This window comes from Promicromonospora sp. NPDC023805 (assembly GCF_040639635.1).
GTDB lineage: Bacteria > Actinomycetota > Actinomycetes > Actinomycetales > Cellulomonadaceae > Promicromonospora.
In genome coordinates this window covers 126,283-145,876 of the sequence record NZ_JBFAAH010000002.1, presented here as the reverse complement: position 1 = coordinate 145,876, position 19,594 = coordinate 126,283, and the positions used below count along the sequence as shown (strand labels likewise).

Sequence of the window (19,594 nt, the reverse complement as noted above, 5' to 3'; positions counted from 1 at the left end):
GGCGCCCCGTGCGGCATCGGGACCTGCCCTGAACCAACCCTGGTTAGCCCCGCGCAGGACCCTGAGATCCAGGCTCAGGCGTGTTCAGGGGAGTCCGGACATGTGACGATCGGGGTGTGAACCAGAGACTCGCCCTCCGCCGGCCCAGCACAGCGGGCCCGGGATACAACGGCCGCTGGGTGGCCGGCGTCGCCGCAGGCCTGGCGGCGCACATGGGCGTACCCGTGTGGCTGGTCCGGCTCGGGTTCCTGATCCTCGTCTGGTTCGCCGGGGCCGGAGTAGTGGCCTACGTCTTCTGGTGGGTCACCGTCCCCGCGGGCGTCCCGGCGGTGGCAGCGGACACCGTGCCCACCGAACGCCGTCGGCTCGCGCCACGGCTGACCACCGACGCGAACGCCGACGCCGGTGCCGCCGACCGGGCGGCGTCCCTCGTCGAGCGCGTCCGCCTCTCCGGGCCGGTATCGAGGCTCGCGGCCCGTGACATCTGGATCGGCGTGGTCCTGCTGTCCAGTGCCGCGCTCCTGATCGCGCTCCGCGCCGACTGGGACCCGGTCGCATCCTGGGTGCTGCCCGCGCTCATCGGGCTCGGCGGCGTCGCCCTGGCCTGGAGTCAGGTCGACGTGACGGAGCGGGACCGCTGGGTAGGCGGCTCGGGCAGGGGCCTCCGGTCGCGGACGGCGCTGCTGCGGCTCGCCGGCGGCGTCGTGCTGACCATGCTCGGCGTCCTCATGCTGGTGGGGCAGGACACCCCGGTGGGCGTGCTGATGCAGGTCGCCATCGCGTCAGTGGCGATGGTCGCCGGTATCGCGCTCGTCTCGCTGCCCTGGTGGTTCCGGCTCGTGCGCCAGCTCGGCGACGAGCGTGCCGCCCACGCCCGGGAGGCCGAGCGCGCCGACATCGCCGCCCACCTGCACGACTCGGTGCTCCAGACCCTTGCCCTGATCCGCGCGCAGGCGTCCGACCCGGAGGCCGTGTCCCGCATGGCTCGCGCCCAGGAGCGCGAGCTGCGCGGCTGGCTCTACGACGACCGGCAGGAACCCGGCACGTCGGTGGCCGCCGAGCTGAAGGAGCTGGTCGCCGAGATCGAGGACGCCGTCGCGCCGCTCACCGTGGAGACCGTGGTCGTGGGCGACTGCCCGCCCACCGAGTGCACCTCGGCACTGCTGCAGGCGGCGCGCGAGGCGCTGCTCAACGCCTTCAAGCACGGCGCTCCGCCCGTGTCCGTATACCTTGAGGTCACTGACGCCGTGGCGGAGGTGTTCGTCCGCGACCGCGGCGACGGCTTCGACCTCGACGAGATCGCGCAGGACCGGTTCGGGGTCCGGGAATCGATCCTCGGCAGGGTCCGCCGTCGTGGCGGCAGCGCCGAGGTGGTCAGCCGGCCCGGCTGGGGTACCGAGGTGCGGCTGCGGATGCCGCTCGAGAAGCCCGTGAACGGCGACAAGAAGACCGAGAAGAACGGCAGGGCGCGGGCCACGACGGCCCCCAGCGCTGCGCCCACCACTGCGGAAGGTGCGACGAGATGACAACCCAGGCGACCGCGTCGGGCGGGGGGCTGGTGCCGCTCCCGGTGCCCGTGGTGCTCGTGGACGACCACCACCTGTTCCGCACGGGCGTGCGCGCCTCGCTGGACGACCGGGTGACCGTCGTGGGCGAGGCGTTCGACGTCGACTCCGCGGTGGCCAAGGTGCACGAGCACCGGCCGCCCGTCGTGCTGCTCGACGTGCACCTCCCCGGCGGCAACGGCGGCGGCGGTGCCGAGGTGGTGCAGCGCTGCACCGACCTGCTGGCGGAGGGCGTGCGGTTCCTCGCGCTGTCCGTCTCGGACGCGGCCGAGGACGTCGTCTCCGTCATCCGTGCCGGCGCCCGTGGCTACGTCACGAAGAACATCGCGCCGTCGGAGCTGTCGTCCGCGGTGGTGCAGGTGGCGGGCGGAGACGCCGTCTTCTCGCCGCGGCTGGCCGGCTTCGTGCTGGACGCGTTCGGCGCGTCCGCGAACGACATAGCCGTGGCCGACGACGAGCTCGACCGGCTCTCGAAGCGCGAGCAGGAGGTCATGCGCCTCATCGCGCGCGGCTACTCCTACCGGGAGGTCGCGAGCGAGCTGTTCATCTCGATCAAGACCGTGGAGACGCACGTGAGCGCGGTCCTCCGCAAGCTCCAGCTCTCCTCGAGATACGAGCTGACCCGCTGGGCGGTAGCCCGCCGCCTCCTCTGACCGCCGGATCTTCCTGTGAAATCCTGAGGGGATGAAGACGGCCGGAACACGTTCTAGCTGCTAGTTCGCGTTGGTACGCTGCTGTGCCCCAGAGGGGGAGCGTTTGTCGGAGGGGGCTTCGGCGGGGTGGTTGCTGCTCGTGCCGAGCTGATGATGGCTGACCCGACCGATTCGAGACGAAGAAACCAACCTCCATGCGGACCAGTCGACTAGTCAGCCTCATGATCGCGCTGGTCGCCGCCATCATCTGGGTGGTGAGCACCTATGCGAACGCATCGAACTCCTGGGACCCCCTGAACTTCGTCCTACGGATCGCGGCGGGCGCCGTGACCATCGCGGCCGCGGCCGAGTGGCTGGTGCTGAGCGTCCGCGAGAGCCGGCGGGAGAGGTTCCGCGACGGCCGGACGGCGGGCGCCCACGCGGGTGGTTCCCGGAGGAAGGCCCGGCGCGACGCGCTAGCGGCGCCACGTCCGGAGCCGGTGGTGACCAGTCCCAGTCCCAGCCCCGAGCCAGCGCTGCCCGGCCCTGAGCCGGTGGTGCCCCGTCCGGAGCTGGTGGTGCCCAGCCCAACGGCCGCGGTGCGGCGCAGCGCAGGCTCCGGAACGGTGGCCGACAAGCTCCTGTCGGTGTTCGGCCGCCGCCGCTCGCCGGCGCAGGACCTGGCGGTGGTCGCGGCCGGCGGGGCCGTGCTGGTCGTCGCGTACCTGATGGAGCGCAAGGTGCGGCGCGTCGTGGTGCGGGTCGGGCTCGACGCGGCGTCGGTCGCGTCCCTGGAGTCGGTGCTCGGCGCTGCCCCGCACCGGGTGTTCGGTACGCAGCGACCCGCGCGCGGGCTGTTCGAGCGGTCTGCGTTCACGCAGGTGGACGGCGCGTCCGGCGCGGGGGCCTGGAGCATCGCGGTCCCGACGGTCGACGTCGACCTGCTCCGCTACGTCCTCGCGCGAGCGGAAGAGGTCCGCTGAGGCGGGACCACCTGGCTGGTGGCCCCGCCTCGCGTGTGACTACTGGTGCTGCGACTGGCTGAGGATCACGACCCCGACGAGAGGGGCGGTGTGATCTGGATCAGGGCAGAGGTGTTGCCCTTGAACGCCTTCTTGAGGTGGATCACGGTGCCGTAGCCGACGCCGTCGTCCGCGGGGTCCCCGGTGCCCGTGATGGCGCCGCTGCCGAAGTCCTGCCCGAACAGCTCCGGCAGGAGCTGTCCGCGCTCGTCGACCATCCGCACCGAGTAGGGCGAGTTGCCGACGGACGGCACCACTGCCGACGCGTCGTTGTCCCGGTAGTACAGGTTGCCGTTGTCGTTCAGCTCGAGCCCGGGGTACCAGCCGACGTCGTCCCTGAACGTGCGCACCGGTGCCTGTGCCCCGAAGTCCGTGCAGAACTCCGCGGTGGTGTCCGCGCCCGTGATGCACTCGGTGAACGGGTACGTCGGCCGGAGGCCGAACGCCACGTTCGAGGACTGCGCACGGGACGGGACGTTCTTCGTCACCGACGTGTCCGGCGTGGCCGAGTCGTCACGGCGCAGCGGGTCGAAGTGGCTGTCCACCAGCAGCAGACCGCCCTTCGGTCCGGTGCTCGGGAGCGCCGACAGGTTGCTCAGCACCAGGTTGGCGTTGCCGTACGTGGTGTCCCGGTACCAGACGAGCATGCCGGGCGCGTTGTACGCGATCTTCTCTACCTTCCACGCGTCGGTCTGCGGCGCCGCGTAGGTGGAGTCGTACCCGTACTTCAGGCCCTTGTCGAAGCCGTCCAGGTTCCGCCACTCGACCAGGTAGTACTGCGCCTGGACCGACGAGCCGGAGGTGGTGTGCCAGCCGGCACCGGTGGTGTCGACGAACGTCGTCGCCTCGGTGGTCCAGCCGGGGTCGGTCGTCTCGACGTCGTCGCTCCACACGACCGTGTCACCGCTGGTGAGCTCGAAGTCGTCGGAGAACCAGCCGCGCTCCTGGAAGGCGGCGTCCGTCGCGTAGCGCAGGCGGACGTCCACCGTGGTCCCGGCGAACGCGGACAGGTCCACGTTGAGGTGGCCCCAGCCGCCGGTGGTGCCGGTCAGGCCGTACTTCTTGTCGCCGAAGTCGGCCATGCGGCCGTTCGGGTCCGCGTACCCGTCGGGTGTGGTGATCTCGGTGCCGTCGTCGTCGCGGACCTTCTGCTCCGCCCAGGTGGCGCCGCCGTCGGTCGAGACCTCGACGAAGCCGTAGTCCCAGTCAGCCTCGATGACGTAGTCGGCCCAGAAGGAGAACGTGGCGTCGGCCGGGACCTCGATCGTGCGCGACAGCCGCACGTCTGCCCAGTCCTGATCGGCTCCGGAGTACCACATGCTCTCGCCGCTGTACGGCGTGCCCAGCGTGATCTCCTTGTCCGGCAGGTTGACCTTGACGCCGTCGGCGGTGCCCTTCAGCGGGCGGGACGCCTGGCCAACCTTGACGCTGGTCCGGGCGTCTCCCGGGTTCACCTCGACCGGGTCCACCCAGCCCAGCACCCACTTGTCCCAGATGCCCATGTGCGTGGGCATCGACTGGAAGATCGGGCCCGAGTGCGAGCCGGAGCTCATCAGGTCCCAGAAGTCGACGTCGGAGTCGCCGCCGCTACCCGTGTCGTACAGGTCGGGCAGGCCCAGGTCGTGGCCGTACTCGTGGGCGAACACGCCGACGCCGGAGTCCTCCGGCTGCACGATGTAGTTGGAGAGCTTCAGGTCGGTGCCCGGGATGTCGGCGCCGCCCGCGACTGCCGACGAGTGGGCCCAGAGCGCGTAGGTGCCCTGTTCGCCACCGCCGCCCGACTTGTCCTCACCCGCGTGGACGAGCACCACGTGGTCGACGACGCCGTCCGGCTCGAGGACGTTGCCGTCGTCGTCGCGGTCGCCCTGGTCCTCGATGTCGTAGTCCGCCCACGGGAAGTCGGGCTGCAGCTCGGCGAGCGCCGCGACGGCGTCGATGGGGAGCTGGCCCGCGCCGAGCGGGTTGTCGGGGTGGCCGTTCATGGACTGGTAGGCGCCGGCCTCCCACTCGCCCTCGTCGTTCTTGAAGCAGCGCTGTGCGCCGTAGTAGCCCTCGGAGTGCGGCACCTTGACCCACGGTGTGGCCTGGCCCGAGACGGTGTAGGCGCCCCGCGACATCTCCTCGTACATGTTCTTCATGGTGTAGCCGGAGATGTCGATGCCCCGCTTGCCGTCCGGCCCCCTGAGGTCCGGGCGGACCCGCTTGGTGATGCCCTTGTCGCTGAAGAGCATCTTGTTGAAGTGGTCGGACGAGAAGTCCTTGACCCACATCGAGTTGTTGTCCGGCTGCGAGGCGTTGGCCGGGTTCGGGATGTTGTTGTGCAGCGGGCCGTTCTGGACGTTGCCCGGCATGCACTCCGACGAGCCCCAGTAGGTGGGCACCATCTGGTCGGTGAAGTCGTCGTTCGCGTTCTCGTCGAACTCGACGAGGATCGTCAGGAGCTTGGCCTCTTGCGTCTGCGGGGCACGCTTGTAGCGCGACTGCTTGATCTCCTTGGGGCTCGAGCCCGTGACGACCGCCTGGTTCTCGAGCTCGGCCAGCTTCCGTGCCGCCGCGGGGTTGCCGCCGGCGAACTTCTTGTCGATCTCGTCCGACGCGGTCTGGACGGAGGCATCGACGCCGACGCCGGTCTCGCCCTCGGCCTTGTGGAGTACGGTGCGGCCGCTGGGCGTGATCTCGACGTCGTCGTCGATCTCGGGCTGCGCGGCGACATCCGCATAGTTGATGTAGTGCTCTGAGCTCTGGATGGCTGGTGCACCGCTGCCGGTGGCCGACGCCGTCGTCGCTCCTCCGGTCGCGGCGAGCCCGGCGACGGCTAGCGCGATGGCTGGCATCGCGGCTACCGTGCACCGCAGCGCACGTCGTGTCCTTGTTCTCATGCGTTCTCCCAGATCAGGCCGTCGCCATTGGTCGTGTGACGGCAGGGCAGAAGGCCGCCGAGTGTGGCGGCGCCTGCATGCCTACCGGAACTTGACCTGCTGCAAAAGGGGAGTTTGGGTATTTTCCCATTTTGGCGGCCGAAATCACCCGCACGTTTCTTTCCGGAACGAGAGCGGTGAGAGATCCGTTGAGTGCTGGGTATCTGTGGGGTTGATGGCCTTCGCGCCCGCAGATACCCAGCACTCAACGAGCTTGTTGCGCCCAGGCGGGCGAGAGGCGGACCACCGCGCCCACCACGATCACGGCAGGCGGTCGGACGCCGACGGCGGCGGCGCGCTCGGCGATGTCCGCCAGCGTGCCGACCGTGACGCGCTGCCGTGGCCCGAAGCCGTCCTCGACGAGGGCGACCGGGGTGTCCGCGGGGCGGTCGGCGGTCACGAGGGCGTCCGCCGTCTCGGCGAGGCGGGTGACGCCCATGAGCAGCACGAGCGTGTGGTCGGCGCCGCCGGGCACGCCTGCGGCGCCGTCGTGCCCGGTCAGGACGCTGAAGCCGCGCGCGACGCCGCGGTGCGTGACCGGGATGCCGGCCGCCGCGGGGACGGAGACGGCGCTGGTCACGCCGGGCACCACCTCCACCTCGATGCCCGCCGCGTGGCACGCGGCGAGCTCCTCGCCGCCGCGGCCGAACACGTACGGGTCGCCGCCCTTGAGGCGTACGACGTCGCGCCCGGCCTGCGCGTGCTGGACCAGCAGCGCGTTGATCTCGTGCTGCGGCACCGGGTGGTTGCCGCTCGTCTTGCCCACGTCGATGACCTCGACGTCGGGCGAGAGCTCGTGCAGCAGCGCGCGCGGGCCGAGCCGGTCGATGACCACGACGTCGGCCTGCGCGAGCACCGTGCGGCCACGCGCGGTGATGAGGCCGGTGTCGCCGGGCCCGCCGCCCACGAGCCAGACCCGGCCCGCTCCGGTGGTTGAAGTCGGGCGGCGGCGGCGCAGCGGTAGCGTGCCGGTCTGGAGCGCCGCCGCTACCGCGTCCCGGATCGCCGTGGCGCGTCGCGGGTCGCGGCCGGCGGTCACCGAGACGGTCACCTCGGCGTCGTCGGTCAGGGCGGTACGGGCCACCGCGGGAACCCACGCGCTGCCCACCGAGGCGTCACCCGCGGTGACGCAGAAGACCCTGGCGCGCTCGGCGTCGTCGGACACCTGCTGGTCCACCGCGGGAGAACCCGTCGCCGTGTGCACGAGCCAGGCCTCGTCGAGGTCGCCCGCCCGGTAGGCGCGGGCGACGAGCTCCACTGCGCCGGGCGCCGAGACCCGGGCGAGCACCGACAGCTCCTCGCAGACGTCGGGCGCGATGACGCGCACCCGCGCGTCCGCCTCGACGAGCGCGCGGGCACGGCGCGCGGCGACCGGCCCGCCGCCGACCACCACGACGAGCCGCCCGGCGACCTTCAGCCCCAGCGGGTAGATCTCGTGCGCCACCCCTCCATCTTGCGCCCCGGCGGTGGGCAACGGCGCGGCGTCAGACATGGAGGCCGCACTCGTCCTTGTCGAGCCCGGCCCACCGGCCGGAGCGGGCGTCCTCGCCCGGCAGCGGCCGCGCGGTGCACGGCTCGCAGCCGACCGACGGGTAGCCGTCGGTGAGCAGCGGGTTGATCACGAGGCCGTGCCGGTTGGCGTAGTCCGCGACCTGCTCCTCGGTCCACGCGGCGATCGGGTTGATCTTCACCACGCCGTTGCGCTCGTCCCAGGACACGAGCTGGGCGTTGGCGCGTGCGGCGGTCTCCTCGCGGCGTACGCCGGTGGCCCACGCCTCGTAGTTCTCCAGCGCCTTCTTCATGGGCGCGACCTTGCGCATGGCGCAGCAGGCCCCGGGGTCGCGGTCGTGCAGCTTGGGCCCGTACCGGTCGTCCTGCTCGGCGACGGTGAGCTCGGGGCGCACGTCGACGACGTTCACGTCCAGCTCGATCTCGACGGCGCCGCGCGTGCCCAGGGTCTCGGCGAAGTGGTAGCCCGTGTCGCCGAACAGCACGTCCACGAACGGGAACTGCTCGGCCACGAGGTGGGACAGCACGGTGTCCTGCATCGAGGAGGCCACCGCCATGTACGGCCCGAACTCACGCACCGCCCACGCGATGACCGCCTGGGCGTCCGCCTCCGGCGAGTCCGCGCACGCGTTGAGCTGCGCCTGCCCGCGCTCCACCACGGCGCGCAGCTCCTCGGGGGTCCGACGGCGCCGCTTGGCCCGCGCCGCCGGGCGCATGGCACGGATGCTCTCGCGGGCGGCAGCCCGGGAGCGTACCCGCGCGAGGCGCGGGTTCACCCCCGAACCCGGCCGGGAGAGCGAGAGAGAGGAAATCGGTGCTGCTTCCGTCGTGGTCATCGAAGAGCCTCCTCGTCGGCGCGGTGTGCCCACTGTGCGAACGTCTCTTCGCCGTCGTGGTCGGCGTCGTACCTGCGCACGACCCGCTCCACGTAGTCGCCGATCCCGTCGGCGGTCACCTTGAGGCCGCGCACCGTGCGTCCGAGCCCGGCGTCGTCCCGGTCCAGCGAGGTGAGGCCGCCACCCAGGTGGACCTGGAAACCCGGGACCTGGTTGCCGTCGTCGTCCAGCACGAGCTGTCCCTTGAGGCCGATGTCGGCGGTCTGGATGCGCGCGCAGGAGTTGGGGCAGCCGTTGACGTGCAGGCTCAGCGGCTTGAGGTTCTTCAGGTCCCCGAGCCGCTCCTCGAGCTGGGTGATCGCCTGGTCCGACGTCGCCTTGGTCTCGACGATCGCGAGCTTGCAGTACTCGATGCCGGTGCAGGCGATCGTGTTCCGGCGGAAGTTGCTCGGCCGGGCCTGCAGCCCGAGCTCGGCCAGTCCGGTGACGACGGGCTCCACCTCGTCCTTGGCGACGTCGAGTACCAGCAGCTTCTGCTGCGGCGTCAGGCGGACCCGGCCGCTGCCGTGCGCCTCTGCGAGGTCGGCGAGCTGCGCGAGGATCTCGCCCGAGACACGGCCAACCGTGGGTGCGGCGCCGATGTAGAAGCGGCCGTCGTGCTGCTCGTGGATGCCGATGTGGTCACCGCGCTCGTCCAGCCCCAGCGAAGCGGGCGACGGCGGCTCGATGCTGTCGCGCAGCTTGTAGCCCAGGTACTCGTCCTCCAGGACCTGGCGGAACTTCTCCACGCCCCAGTCGGCGAGCAGGAACTTGAGGCGGGCCTTGTTGCGCAGGCGGCGGTAGCCGTAGTCGCGGAAGATGCGGACCACGCCGTGCCAGACCTCGGGGGCCTCCTCGGGGGAGACGAAGGCGTTCAGTCGCTCCGCGAGGCGCGGCGCCGTCGACAGCGCGCCGCCCACCCAGACGTCGTAGCCGATGCCCAGCTCCGGGTGGTCGACGGCGACGAACGAGATGTCGTTGATCTGGTGCACCACGTCGAGGCTCGGGTGGCCAGTGATCGCCGACTTGAACTTGCGCGGCAGGTTCGCCAGCGCGGGGTCCCCGATGAAGCGCTCCTGGATCTCCTCGATCACGGGCGTTGGATCGATCAGCTCGTCCTTGGCCACACCCGCGACCGGGCTGCCGAGGATCACGCGCGGGACGTCGCCGCAGGCCTCCGTGGTGCTCAGCCCCACGGCCTCCAGACGGCGCCAGATCTCCGGCATCGCCTCGACCTCTATCCAGTGGAGCTGGAGGTTCTGGCGGTCGGTGATGTCGGCGGAGCCGCGGCCGAAGTCGGTGCTGATGCCCGCGATGACGCGCAGCTGCTCGGTGGTGAGCGCCCCGCCGTCGATCCGGACGCGGAGCATGAAGTACTTGTCCTCGAGCTCGTGCGGCTCGAGCGTGGCGGTCTTGCCGCCGTCGATCCCGGGCTTGCGCTGCGTGTACAGGCCCCACCAGCGGAAGCGGCCGTGCAGATCGTCGCCGGGGATGGAGTCGAAGCCCTCCTTGGCGTAGATCCGCTCGATGCGGTCACGGACCTCCAGCGGGTCGGACTCTGCCTTGAACTCCTCGTTGTGGTTCAGGGGAGCGGTGCCGTCGATCTTCCACTGGCCGTTCGGACGAGCTGGGCGCTTGGTCGTTCGGGGCTGGGCAGGGGCCGTGTTGACCATGTAGTGGGGTCCTGTTCGTGCGATGCGCGCGGGCATGGAAGCGATGGCTGGGGGAGTTGTGCGCGTCGTACGGGCACAGGCGGCCGATTCCCGGGGTGACCAGGGACTCAGTGCTGCGGGCCGGCGGCGCGCGCTGACCTTGCAGGGGCGAGGGGCGCGTCAGAGCTGACAGCTGCGACAGCAGTCGCAGGCACACGTGGGCATTCGCATCTCGTGACGGGTGGTCACGAGGTAGATGCGCGCTGCCTTGGTCATGGCGATGACGTTAACCGCCGCTGGTAAAGGGCGGAAGGGGTCGTCCACATAGTGGATGTCTATCGGGTGCATCGACGTTGCCTATGTATTTCCCTACTAAAACGGTAGGGAATTGCCCTGGTGGCCCCCGCTGGCGTCGAGGTCGGCACTTGGTGCTGGGGTTGGCATCGAGGTCGGCAGTCGGCATCGAGATCGGCACAGGCCTGGACCGACCTCGGTGCCGGCTGCCGACCTCAAGGGAAGCGTTGAGGACGCGGCCGGGTGGCCGATCGGGGGCATGGGTTTGGAATCAGCATGGATCCGCTTACTCTCCAATCAATCCATCTACGATTCGGCCGGGCGACTACTGGCCCTGGGCCGCTGGGGGAAACGCGATGTTGAAAGCATTGCACAGCGATTCGACCGGGGAATTTGAGCTGTCTGGAACTTGCTCCGAACTGCTGGCCCTGGGGCGGAAGTTGGGCAGCGGCAGGGGAGAAATCCTTCTGGCCAAGGTCTCGGATCCGTTCCCGTACGCCAGATATTTGTCGCGGATCGAATTTCAGCAAGCGAGCGGGAAGATCAGGATGTCCTCTTCCAAAGATGGCGAAACTCTGGAGGTTGCGGGCAGGCTGGAGTCCCTTTCTCTCCTTGCCGAAAACATTGAAGGGTTCGCTTCAGAGGCGGATCAGGGAGATCACCTTCATGTGGACTACTTTCCAGAACATGACTATCTGGCCGAGGGGTCGGGCTCGCTGGTTGTCGCCATCGACAGCGACGCGGTCCAGGCGTCCTGAAGCGGCTGGGTGCAACTGATACTCAAGTGAAGTGGTGACGGCAACGTCAGCAGACGGCTGTTGCGGGCGGATCGCGCACGCTGGTTTCTCGCTCGGGAGGCCGAGTGCCGCTGACCGGTCCCACCTTCGTCGGCGTGGCTCTTGTCACGTCGCCGCCGACGCACGATTTGCACACCCCTCGAACCCCGCCGCCGATAGGCTGACGGCCATGGAGTTCCTCTATAACGTCTTCGTGTTCGTGCACTTCGCGAGCTGGGCCCTCGTCTTCGGCGGCTCGATCGCCTCGATGCGGACCAAGGCCCTCTACAAGGGCGTCTCGCACGGCGCCATGGGAGCCGTCGTCGCGGGCGTCATCATGGTTGGCATCGCCGAGATGGGCGGCCTCTGGGAAGGCGACGCCGGGCCTGCGATGGAGAAGATCGGCGTCAAGCTGGTCATCGCGCTCGCCGTCGCCGTGCTGGCCGTGATCGCCGTCCGCAAGGGTGAGGACGTCTCGAAGGGTCTCAAGGGCGCGGTGCTGGGCCTGACCCTCGTGAACATCCTGGTCGCCGTCTTCTGGAACTGATCGGTCCGGAACTGGCCGGCTGACCGCTAGCCGGTCGCCCTGGTCGCCAGCCACTCCCGGTGGGCGGCCAGGCTGCGGTCGAACAGGCCGCGCAGGGCGTCGTCGTCGATGCCCTGCAGTGCGATGCCCAGCGTTCGGAGCCCGTCGCGCCAGTCGTCGTACGCCATGAGCTCGACCCGCTCGGTGCGCGAGCCCGTGCGGGTGAACAGGCAGCCACGCAGCGTCTCCGCGGCGTCGGGCAGACGGCGTTGGACGACGAGCTTGCGTGCGTACGCCCCGTCGGCCGGGGCCGTGAGGCGGCGGTGCGTCGCCTCCTCCTGTTCGGGCGTCAGCTCCTCGTCGAAGAGGTCCACGGCGCCGAAGCTGCCCTGGGTGTCGTGGTGGAACGTCCAGCCGCCGTCGCGCAGCTCGAGCCGGTAGGTGAACGGGCCCTGCCGGTACTCGCCCGCGAGCAGCGGCAGCGGGTCGTGGAGGCCGTCGCCGCAGCCGACGTCGGGCCACCAGAGGCCGCCGGGGTTGTCGTCGGTGGGGAGCCCGCGGACGTGCATCGCCAGGTGCCCGACGTGCACGTCGCGGCGCTCGGCGTCGTCGTCCCAGTTGTGGCCCCATGCGGGTACGACGTCGTAGCCGAGCTCCCGGAGCACCAAGGTCAGGATGCCGTTGTGGTGGAAGCAGTAGCCGGCGTTCCCACCGGCGGCCACCCGGGCCAGGGTCGCCGCAGCGGAGACCGCCGGCGGGCTGCCGAGCATGGTGTGCAGGTTCTCGTACGGGAGCCGCTCGGCATGCCGCCGGTGGATCTCGAACAGGGTCTCGACGGTCGCCGGAGGGCGCTCGTCGAGGCCGAGCCGGGCGAGGTAACCGACCACGTCACGCATCATGGTGAGCAGGATAAACAGGCGGCGCTCTGCCCGGTTCGATCGCCCGCTTCGGTCGGCTGGCCACGTCTGATCCAGCGGACGTCGTGGGACCGCTAGTGTTCGGCCGTGAGCGTTCTGGGAGAAGTACTCGTCGGTGTGGCCGTCCTGGCAGGACTGATCGGCATAGTCGTCCAGGTGTTGCCTGGCGCCGTGCTCGTGCTGGGCGGCATCCTCGTGTGGGCGATCATGACGGGCGGTGTGGAGGCCTGGGTGGTCTTCGGCGTCGCTGCCGTCGCCGTCGCCATCGCCGAGGTGCTCCAGTGGATCCTTGCCGGCAAGCACATGCGCAAGGCCGAGGTACCCATGCTGACCCTTGCCGTGGGTGGCATAGCGGGCATCATCGGGTTCTTCGTGATCCCCGTGATCGGCCTGTTCCTGTTCTTCGTCGGCGCGATCTTCCTGCTGGAGTGGCTGCGCCGCAAGGACGTGCGGGCCGCCTGGGGCGCCACCAAGGCCGCCGTCCAGGCGACGCTCATCACCATCGGCGTGCAGCTCGCGGGCTCGCTGATCGCGGCAGGTGCCTGGGTGGTCGGCCTGTTCATCACGGGCTGAGGGCGCGTGGTCGGTAAAAGGTCAGGTGATCGGCACCTCGATCTGCCGATCACCTGACCTTTTACCGACCACGCGGTCCCGCTACTGCGGCGGGAGGTCGAAGATCAGCAGGGTGCTCGACGCCGTCGCCACCACCGCGCCGTTCGCGTCCCGCACCACCGCCTCGGTGAAGCCGACGCGCGAACCCGCCTTGACCACCGTGCCCTCCGCGGTGAGCGGGCCGCTGTTGCCGCGCACGGCCTTGACGTAGTTGACCTTGATCTCGACCGACGTGTAGCCCTTGCCCTGCGGCAGCACCGACTGCATGGCGCAGCCGCACACGGTGTCCAGGAGCGTGCAGAGGACGCCGCCGTGGATGGTGCCGATCGGGTTGTAGCCGGACTCGTCGGGCGCGCACGTGAACGTGACCCGCCCCTCCTCCACGACGTCGATGTCGAGGCCGAAGTGCGCGGCGATCGGCGGCGGCGGGATCAAACCCTCGCGCATCCGGGTCAGGAACTCGACACCCGACATCAGCGGCGCCTGCGCGGCGATCTGCATCGGGTCGAACCAGGTCAGCTCGCGGGTACGCGGCTCGCCCCAGGCCTCGTGAGCGCTCGCGGGGGCGTCGGTCTGCTGTGTTTCGGACATGTCGGTAAGGGTAATGTCCGGCTCATGCAGGCCACTGATCTCCCGCTGATCCGCACCGTCTCCCGGCCCACCGTCCATCCGGACGGCACCTGGGCAGTCGTGTCGGTGACCCGTCCCGACCTCGACGCCGATGCCACCGTGGGGCAGCTCTGGCGGGTGCCGCTGGGGTCGGACGGCGGGGACTCGACAGGCTCGACCAACGGTGTGGGCTCGACCAGCGACGAGTCCCGGCGCCTCACCCGCGGCTTCCGGGACGCCGCCCCGCGCATCTCGCCCGACGGCGCCCTGATCGCCTTCCTGCGCGCCCAGCCGCAGGCGGCACCGCAGCTCTGGGTGCTGCCGACCGGCGGCGGCGAGGCCGTGCAGGTGACGGACCGCAAGCTCGGCGTCACCGACTTCCGCTGGTCGCCGGACGGCAGGCGCATCGCGTTCCTGAGCCGTGAGCCCCAGCCGGGCCGGTACGGCTCCGTCGAGGGCATCGCGCCGGGGGCCGAGCCGCCGCGCCGCATCACCGAGTGGAGCTGGACCCGCAACGGCCTCGGCTACCACCGGGACCGCCCGCAGCACGCGTTCCTCGTCGACGTGCCCGACGTCGCCGCCGAGCCGGTGGTGCAGCCGGTCCCGACCGCGGAGGGCGAGTCCGAGCCGCGGCCCACCGTGCCGGAACCGCGGCAGCTGACCACCGACGACGTCGACCACAGCGGTATCGCCTTCACCCCGGACGGCGGCTCGATCGGCGTCGTCGCCGAACGTGAGCAGGGCCCGGGGCAGGTGCCGAGGGGCACGGTCCGCGTGCTGCCGCTGGGTGTCCCCGCGACCGCCGGCGGCTCCGACATCGAGCTCGGCACACTCGCCCCGCAGGCGATCGCGTTCGGCTCCGGCGGTGAGCTGTACGTCGTCGCGCAGGACGTGGGCGCGGAGGGCAAGGACTTCGTCGCGCGGAACGCCGCGCTGTACGTGCTGTCCGCGTGGGCCGACCCCGCGCCGCGCCGGCTCACCGACCCCGAAACCCAGGAGGTCGGCGGCGAGCCCCTGCCCCTGCCCGACGGCGGCGTGCTGCTCGCCCTCGCGAGCCGCGGCACCCAGCAGGTCATCCGCATCTCCGACGACGGGGTCACAACCCAGCTGACCAGCGGCGATGTAGTCGTCTCGGAGTTCGACGCCGCTGGCGGCACCCTCGCCGTCTCGTATGCGGACCCCGGCACCTACGGCGAGGTGGGCGTGGTGGAGCTGGCAGGCGCCGAGGGCGGTGCGCCCCGGCGTCGGACGGACTTCTCCGCGCCGCTGCGCGCGACCGGCATCGTGACACCGAAGGAGCTGACGGTCACCGGCCGCGACGGGTACGCGGTGCACGGCTGGATCGCGGTTCCCGAGGGCACCGGCCGGTTCCCCACCCTGCTGATGATCCACGGCGGCCCCTACGCCTCCTACGGGGTGGGCCTGTTCGACGAGGTGCAGGTGCTGGTCGACGCCGGGTACGCGGTCGTGTACTGCAACCCGCGCGGCTCAGCGGGCTACGGGCAGGCCCACGGCCGGGCGATCCGCCAGGCGATGGGCACCGTGGACCTGTACGACGTGCTGGACTTCCTGGACGGCGCGGCGGCGGCGGACGGGCGGCTCGACGGGTCGCGCGTAGGCGTGCTCGGCGGCTCGTACGGCGGGTACCTCACGGCGTGGACCATCGCCCACGACCACCGGTTCGCCGGCGCGATAGTGGAGCGGGGGTTCCTCGACCCGGAGGTGTTCTTCGGGACCAGCGACATCGGCTCGTTCTTCGGCTCGGAGTACGTGGGCGAGACCCCTGAGCAGATTGCCGCGCAGTCGCCGCAGGCGGTCGCCGGGCAGGTGCGTACGCCCACGCTCGTCATGCACTCCGAGCTCGACCTGCGCTGCCCGCTGTCCCAGGCGGAGCGCTACTACTCGACGCTCAAGCGGCACGGCGTCGAGACGGAGCTGGTGGTCTTCCCCGGCGAGAACCACGAGCTGTCCCGCTCCGGCCGCCCGCGGCACCGGGAGCAGCGCTTCGAGGTGATCCTGGACTGGTGGAAGCGGCACCTGCCGCTGGGATGAGAGCATCGACCCCGTGCAGATCATCACCACCCCCCTCACCCAGCTCGACGTCGTCATCGCCTACGGGGTCTTGAAGCTGCGCCAGGACGTGTTCGTCGTCGAGCAGGACTGCCCGTACGAGGACCTGGACGGGCGCGACCTCGAACCCACCACCGTGCACGTGGTGATGGTCGGGGAGGCGGCGCCCGACTCGGTGTCCGACGGCGGGACGCGCGTGCTCGGCACCGCACGCGTGCTCGACGACGGCGGGGAGTGGCGCATCGGCCGCGTCGCCCTGGTCAAGGGCGCGCGGGGCAAGGGGCTGGCCGACGAGGTGATGCGCGCGGCGCTGCGGTACATCGACGAAGCGGGCGACACCCGCGACGTCGTGCTGGACGCGCAGTCCCCGCTGACCCGCTGGTACGGCAAGCACGGGTTCGAGCAGGACGGCGCGGACTTCCTGGAGGACGGCATCCCGCACACCCCCATGCGCCTGACCCGAGCCTGACGGCCCACAGCCAGAGGCTCAGTAGGCGCCTCGGGCCGAGACCACCGCGCGGGCCGTCTGGGCCAGGATCAGCAGGTCCAGGAACGGCGTCCAGTTCTCGGCGTAGTAGACGTCGAGCCGGACGGACTCCTCCCAGGACAGGTCCGAACGCCCCGTGACCTGCCACAGGCCGGTCATGCCGGGCTTGACCAGGAGCCGGCGCTTCATCCGTTCCTCGTAGGCAGCCACCTCGTGGGGCAGCGGCGGGCGCGGGCCGACGAGGCTCATGTGCCCGCGCAGCACGTTGAAGAGCTGGGGCAGCTCGTCGAGCGAGTAGCGGCGCAGGAACCGCCCGACCCGCGTGACCCGGGGGTCGGAGCGCATCTTGAACAGCGGGCCCTCGGCCTCGTTGACGGCGGCCAGCGCGACGACGTCCCGGTCCGCGCCGACGTACATGGTGCGGAACTTGACCATCGGGAAGAGGCGCCCGCCGCGGCCCACGCGGTGCGAGAGGTAGAACACCGGACCACGGCTGGTGCAGGCCACGGCCAGCGTGATGGCCAGCAGGATCGGTGAGACCAGGACCGTCAGCACTGCGGTCAGCCCCCAGTCCATGACCTGCTTCACGGAGAACTTGGGGCCCTCGAAGCGGGGCGTGTCCACGTGCAGCAGCGACATGCCAGGAGCCGGCGAGACAGTGATGCGGGGGACGGCGACGTCGGCCAGCTCGGCGGTGAGCATCAGGTCGACGCTGTACCGCTCGAGCTCCCAGCCCAGCCGCCGCACGACGTCGGCGGTGATCTCGTGCGAGCTGCACACGGCAACGGCGCCCGCGCCCATCTCGTGCGCCGTCAGCCCGACGTCGCTGAGGTCGCCGAGCACCGGGACACCGCTCAGGCGCTCGCCCTGCTGGGCGCCGGTCGTGAGGCAGACGCCGGCCACCACGAACTCCTGCTCCGGGGCGCCGTTGAGCAGCCGGATCAGGCGCGTCGCCTGCTCACGGTCGCCGATCGCCAGGAGGATGGTCAGGCCGCCGTCGCCACGGCGACGCTGCCGCAACAGGTGCTGCCGCCAGAGGTAGCGCGACGCGACGAGACCGACCATGCCGAGCGGCAGGGCGACCAGCAGCAGGACGCGCGCCTCGGAGTAGGCGGTCACCCACGCGATCAGGATGATCAGGCTGAACGACTTCCAGGTCGCGTCGAGGACGCGCTGGTACTCGGACATGCCGCGGCCGAAGAAGCGCACGTCGTAGGCGCGGTTCGTGGCCAGCGCCGCGAGCCAGGCAGTGGCCAGCAGCAGGCCGCCGGCCGCGTGCAGCGGACCGATGGCGGACCAGTGCGAGGTGCCGCTGAGCGCGAGCTGCGCGCCGTAGGCAACGATCAGGGTGACGCCGACCACCACGGCGTCCGTGAGCCGGAGCCGCGCCTGATAGCCGGCCTGCCAGCCGGTCCGGGCACGGGGCAGCGCGGCGGCCCGGAGCTGCCGGACGCGGGCGCCCTCTGACTGCGCACCGACCGGTACGCCGCGGGCCATCGGGTCGTGGCTCGTGGCGGGGTCGGACGGTACCGGAAAGAGTAGTGGCGGCTCGCCGTCAACCGAGTGTGCGGTCACTCCCGATCCCTTCGATTACTGCTGGCGTGGTTGGCTCCGGACACGTGCGGTCGCGGCGTCAAGGACGTCGTGGGGTGATCTGCGGAAGCCGGTCGGCCGCTGTGGGCTCCGTGGCTGTGAACAAGTTACGGTGAAGTACGGGACATCGCGGCGTGAACCCATGGAAGTCACCCTCTAGTTCTCAAGGTTCACCTCTCGGGCGGGTTATTTCAGCAGAAGCGGCAATATTTCGCCCATTCTGCTTCCGGGTTGCTCCTGATCCGGACTTCACCCGGTCCGGGGCCTCCTGTTCGGTGTGCGGCTGGCACAGTGGGCGATCATGACGACGGTTCTTCTCGCGCACGCCTCCGTGGAGCTCTACGGCTCCGACCTCCAGCTGGTCGAGACCGCGGCCGGATGTGTCGACGCGGGAGCGGACGTCGTCGTCGTGCTGCCCGGGGACGGACCGCTGGCCGAGCGGATGCGCGGCGTCGGCGCGCGGGTGGAGACGCTCGACATGCCGGTGCTGCGCAAGGCGCACCTGACACCGCGGGGCATCGTCGCCCTGGGGCTCGGCACGCTGCGGGCGCTCGGCCCGATGGTGCGGCTGATCCGCCGCGTGCGGCCGGACACCGTCCTCGTCAACACGCTGACGATCCCCGCGTGGCTGGTCGCCGCCCGGCTCGCCGGGGTCGCACCCGTGTGCCACGTGCACGAGGCGGAGGCCGACGCGCGGTGGGTGGTCCGGGTGGGGCTCGCGACTCCGCTCCTGCTCACGCATGCCGTCGTGGTGAACTCCGCCGCGGCGCGCGACGTCGTCGTGTCGGCGGTCCCGGCGCTGCGGCGGCGCACGCGGGTGGTCTACAACGGCGTGCCGGGGCCGCCGGAGGTTCCCCTGTCGGACGGCGGTGCGGACGGCGGTGCGGGCGCGGCTCCGGAGTCCGCGCACGTGGTGCTGGTCGGGCGCCTGTCGCCACGCAAGGGGTCCGACGTGGCGCTCGAGGCGGTGTCGCTCCTGCGGGGCACCGGCCGGGACGTGCGGCTGACGCTGTGCGGCTCGGTGTTCGCGGGCTACGAGTGGTTCGAGGACCAGCTCCGGGTCCGGGCGGCCGCCGCCGACCTGGCCGGCGCCGTCGACCTCGTGGGGTACGCGGACCCGTGGGAGTGGTTCGCCCGGGCCGACGTCGTCGTCGTGCCGTCGCGGGTGGAACCGTTCGGGAACGTGGCGGTGCAGGCGATGCTCGCCGGGCGGCCCGTCGTGGCGAGCCGCACGCAGGGGCTCGCGGAGATCGTCCGGGACGGGGAGACCGGCCTGCTCGTGCGGCCCGACGACCCGGTGGCCCTCGCCGACGCGATCGCCGAGCTGCTCGACGACCCGGCGCGCGCGGCAGCGCTGGCGGAAGCCGGCCGGCAGGACGCCGCCGAACGGTTCGGCGCGCAGCGCTACCGGGCGCAGATTGGACGTCTGCTGGTGAGCCGACGGCTTGTCGTACGAAGGTTGTCCGGTGACGGGCAGCCTGCCTGAAACGGGCAGTACCTCGGGAATGTGCCACTGAACACAAAGCCTGTCTCACGA

General features: G+C 70.9%; 16 protein-coding genes. 9 read left to right on the top strand and 7 right to left on the bottom strand.

Annotated features, from left to right (window positions below):
• Window positions 1-116 precede the first annotated feature (116 nt).
• From AB0F70_RS04040 to AB0F70_RS04030, 3 genes are all read left to right on the top strand, one after another.
• Window positions 117-1,526 carry a PspC domain-containing protein gene (locus tag AB0F70_RS04040; protein WP_357443864.1) on the top strand — a complete coding sequence of 470 codons (1,410 nt, stop codon included), beginning with the start codon at window positions 117-119 and terminating at the stop codon, window positions 1,524-1,526.
• Window positions 1,523-2,218: a response regulator transcription factor gene (locus AB0F70_RS04035; RefSeq protein WP_357443862.1), complete on the top strand. Its 696-nt coding sequence runs from the start codon at window positions 1,523-1,525 to the stop codon at window positions 2,216-2,218. The genes AB0F70_RS04040 and AB0F70_RS04035 overlap by 4 nt, the downstream gene beginning before the upstream one ends.
• 194 nt (window positions 2,219-2,412) lie before the next feature.
• Entirely contained in the window at window positions 2,413-3,180 is a 768-nt protein-coding gene (locus AB0F70_RS04030; RefSeq protein WP_357443860.1) for a hypothetical protein, read from the top strand.
• A gap of 65 nt (window positions 3,181-3,245) precedes the next feature.
• Here the strand turns inward: AB0F70_RS04030 and AB0F70_RS04025 are convergent, their stop codons facing one another.
• From AB0F70_RS04025 to AB0F70_RS04010, 4 genes are all read right to left on the bottom strand, one after another.
• Window positions 3,246-6,053 carry an immune inhibitor A domain-containing protein gene (locus tag AB0F70_RS04025; RefSeq protein WP_357443858.1) on the bottom strand — a complete coding sequence of 936 codons (2,808 nt, stop codon included), beginning with the start codon at window positions 6,051-6,053 and terminating at the stop codon, window positions 3,246-3,248.
• Between the two features lie 289 nt (window positions 6,054-6,342).
• The gene (gene cobA, locus AB0F70_RS04020; protein WP_357443856.1) at window positions 6,343-7,629 is read right to left on the bottom strand and encodes a uroporphyrinogen-III C-methyltransferase; all 1,287 of its coding nucleotides are present in this window, start codon (window positions 7,627-7,629) and stop codon (window positions 6,343-6,345) included.
• Complete coding sequence (locus tag AB0F70_RS04015) at window positions 7,622-8,482, bottom strand: phosphoadenylyl-sulfate reductase (protein ID WP_357443854.1); 861 nt, start codon at window positions 8,480-8,482, stop codon at window positions 7,622-7,624. The genes cobA and AB0F70_RS04015 overlap by 8 nt, the downstream gene beginning before the upstream one ends.
• Window positions 8,479-10,194 (bottom strand): nitrite/sulfite reductase, encoded by a 1,716-nt coding sequence (locus AB0F70_RS04010; protein ID WP_357443852.1) that lies wholly within the window; start codon window positions 10,192-10,194, stop codon window positions 8,479-8,481. Before AB0F70_RS04010 ends, AB0F70_RS04015 begins: the two co-directional genes overlap by 4 nt.
• Before the next feature lie 629 nt (window positions 10,195-10,823).
• Between AB0F70_RS04010 and AB0F70_RS04005 the strand changes: the two genes are divergently transcribed.
• Window positions 10,824-11,225: a hypothetical protein gene (locus AB0F70_RS04005; RefSeq protein WP_357443851.1), complete on the top strand. Its 402-nt coding sequence runs from the start codon at window positions 10,824-10,826 to the stop codon at window positions 11,223-11,225.
• Between the two features lie 208 nt (window positions 11,226-11,433).
• On the top strand, window positions 11,434-11,790 hold the full coding sequence (locus AB0F70_RS04000; RefSeq protein ID WP_357443849.1) for a hypothetical protein: 357 nt from the start codon (window positions 11,434-11,436) through the stop codon (window positions 11,788-11,790).
• 26 nt (window positions 11,791-11,816) lie between these two features.
• Here AB0F70_RS04000 and AB0F70_RS03995 read toward each other — a convergent pair whose 3' ends face one another.
• The gene (locus AB0F70_RS03995) at window positions 11,817-12,668 is read right to left on the bottom strand and encodes an arylamine N-acetyltransferase (RefSeq protein ID WP_357443847.1); all 852 of its coding nucleotides are present in this window, start codon (window positions 12,666-12,668) and stop codon (window positions 11,817-11,819) included.
• A gap of 105 nt (window positions 12,669-12,773) precedes the next feature.
• Between AB0F70_RS03995 and AB0F70_RS03990 the strand changes: the two genes are divergently transcribed.
• The gene (locus AB0F70_RS03990) at window positions 12,774-13,259 is read left to right on the top strand and encodes a DUF456 domain-containing protein (protein WP_357443845.1); all 486 of its coding nucleotides are present in this window, start codon (window positions 12,774-12,776) and stop codon (window positions 13,257-13,259) included.
• Between the two features lie 81 nt (window positions 13,260-13,340).
• Here AB0F70_RS03990 and AB0F70_RS03985 read toward each other — a convergent pair whose 3' ends face one another.
• Window positions 13,341-13,889: a PaaI family thioesterase gene (locus AB0F70_RS03985; protein ID WP_357443843.1), complete on the bottom strand. Its 549-nt coding sequence runs from the start codon at window positions 13,887-13,889 to the stop codon at window positions 13,341-13,343.
• 24 nt (window positions 13,890-13,913) lie between these two features.
• Between AB0F70_RS03985 and AB0F70_RS03980 the strand changes: the two genes are divergently transcribed.
• Both AB0F70_RS03980 and AB0F70_RS03975 read left to right on the top strand, forming a co-directional pair.
• On the top strand, window positions 13,914-15,959 hold the full coding sequence (locus AB0F70_RS03980) for a S9 family peptidase (RefSeq protein WP_357443841.1): 2,046 nt from the start codon (window positions 13,914-13,916) through the stop codon (window positions 15,957-15,959).
• A gap of 13 nt (window positions 15,960-15,972) precedes the next feature.
• Window positions 15,973-16,446 carry a GNAT family N-acetyltransferase gene (locus tag AB0F70_RS03975; protein ID WP_357443839.1) on the top strand — a complete coding sequence of 158 codons (474 nt, stop codon included), beginning with the start codon at window positions 15,973-15,975 and terminating at the stop codon, window positions 16,444-16,446.
• Window positions 16,447-16,464: 18 nt separating this feature from the next.
• On the opposite strand, the gene AB0F70_RS03970 is transcribed toward AB0F70_RS03975, so the two are convergent.
• Window positions 16,465-18,039: a sugar transferase gene (locus tag AB0F70_RS03970; protein WP_357443837.1), complete on the bottom strand. Its 1,575-nt coding sequence runs from the start codon at window positions 18,037-18,039 to the stop codon at window positions 16,465-16,467.
• Between the two features lie 319 nt (window positions 18,040-18,358).
• Between AB0F70_RS03970 and AB0F70_RS03965 the strand changes: the two genes are divergently transcribed.
• Window positions 18,359-19,543, top strand: coding sequence for a glycosyltransferase family 4 protein (locus AB0F70_RS03965; protein WP_357443835.1), 1,185 nt, complete (start codon window positions 18,359-18,361; stop codon window positions 19,541-19,543).
• Window positions 19,544-19,594: the final 51 nt, after the last annotated feature.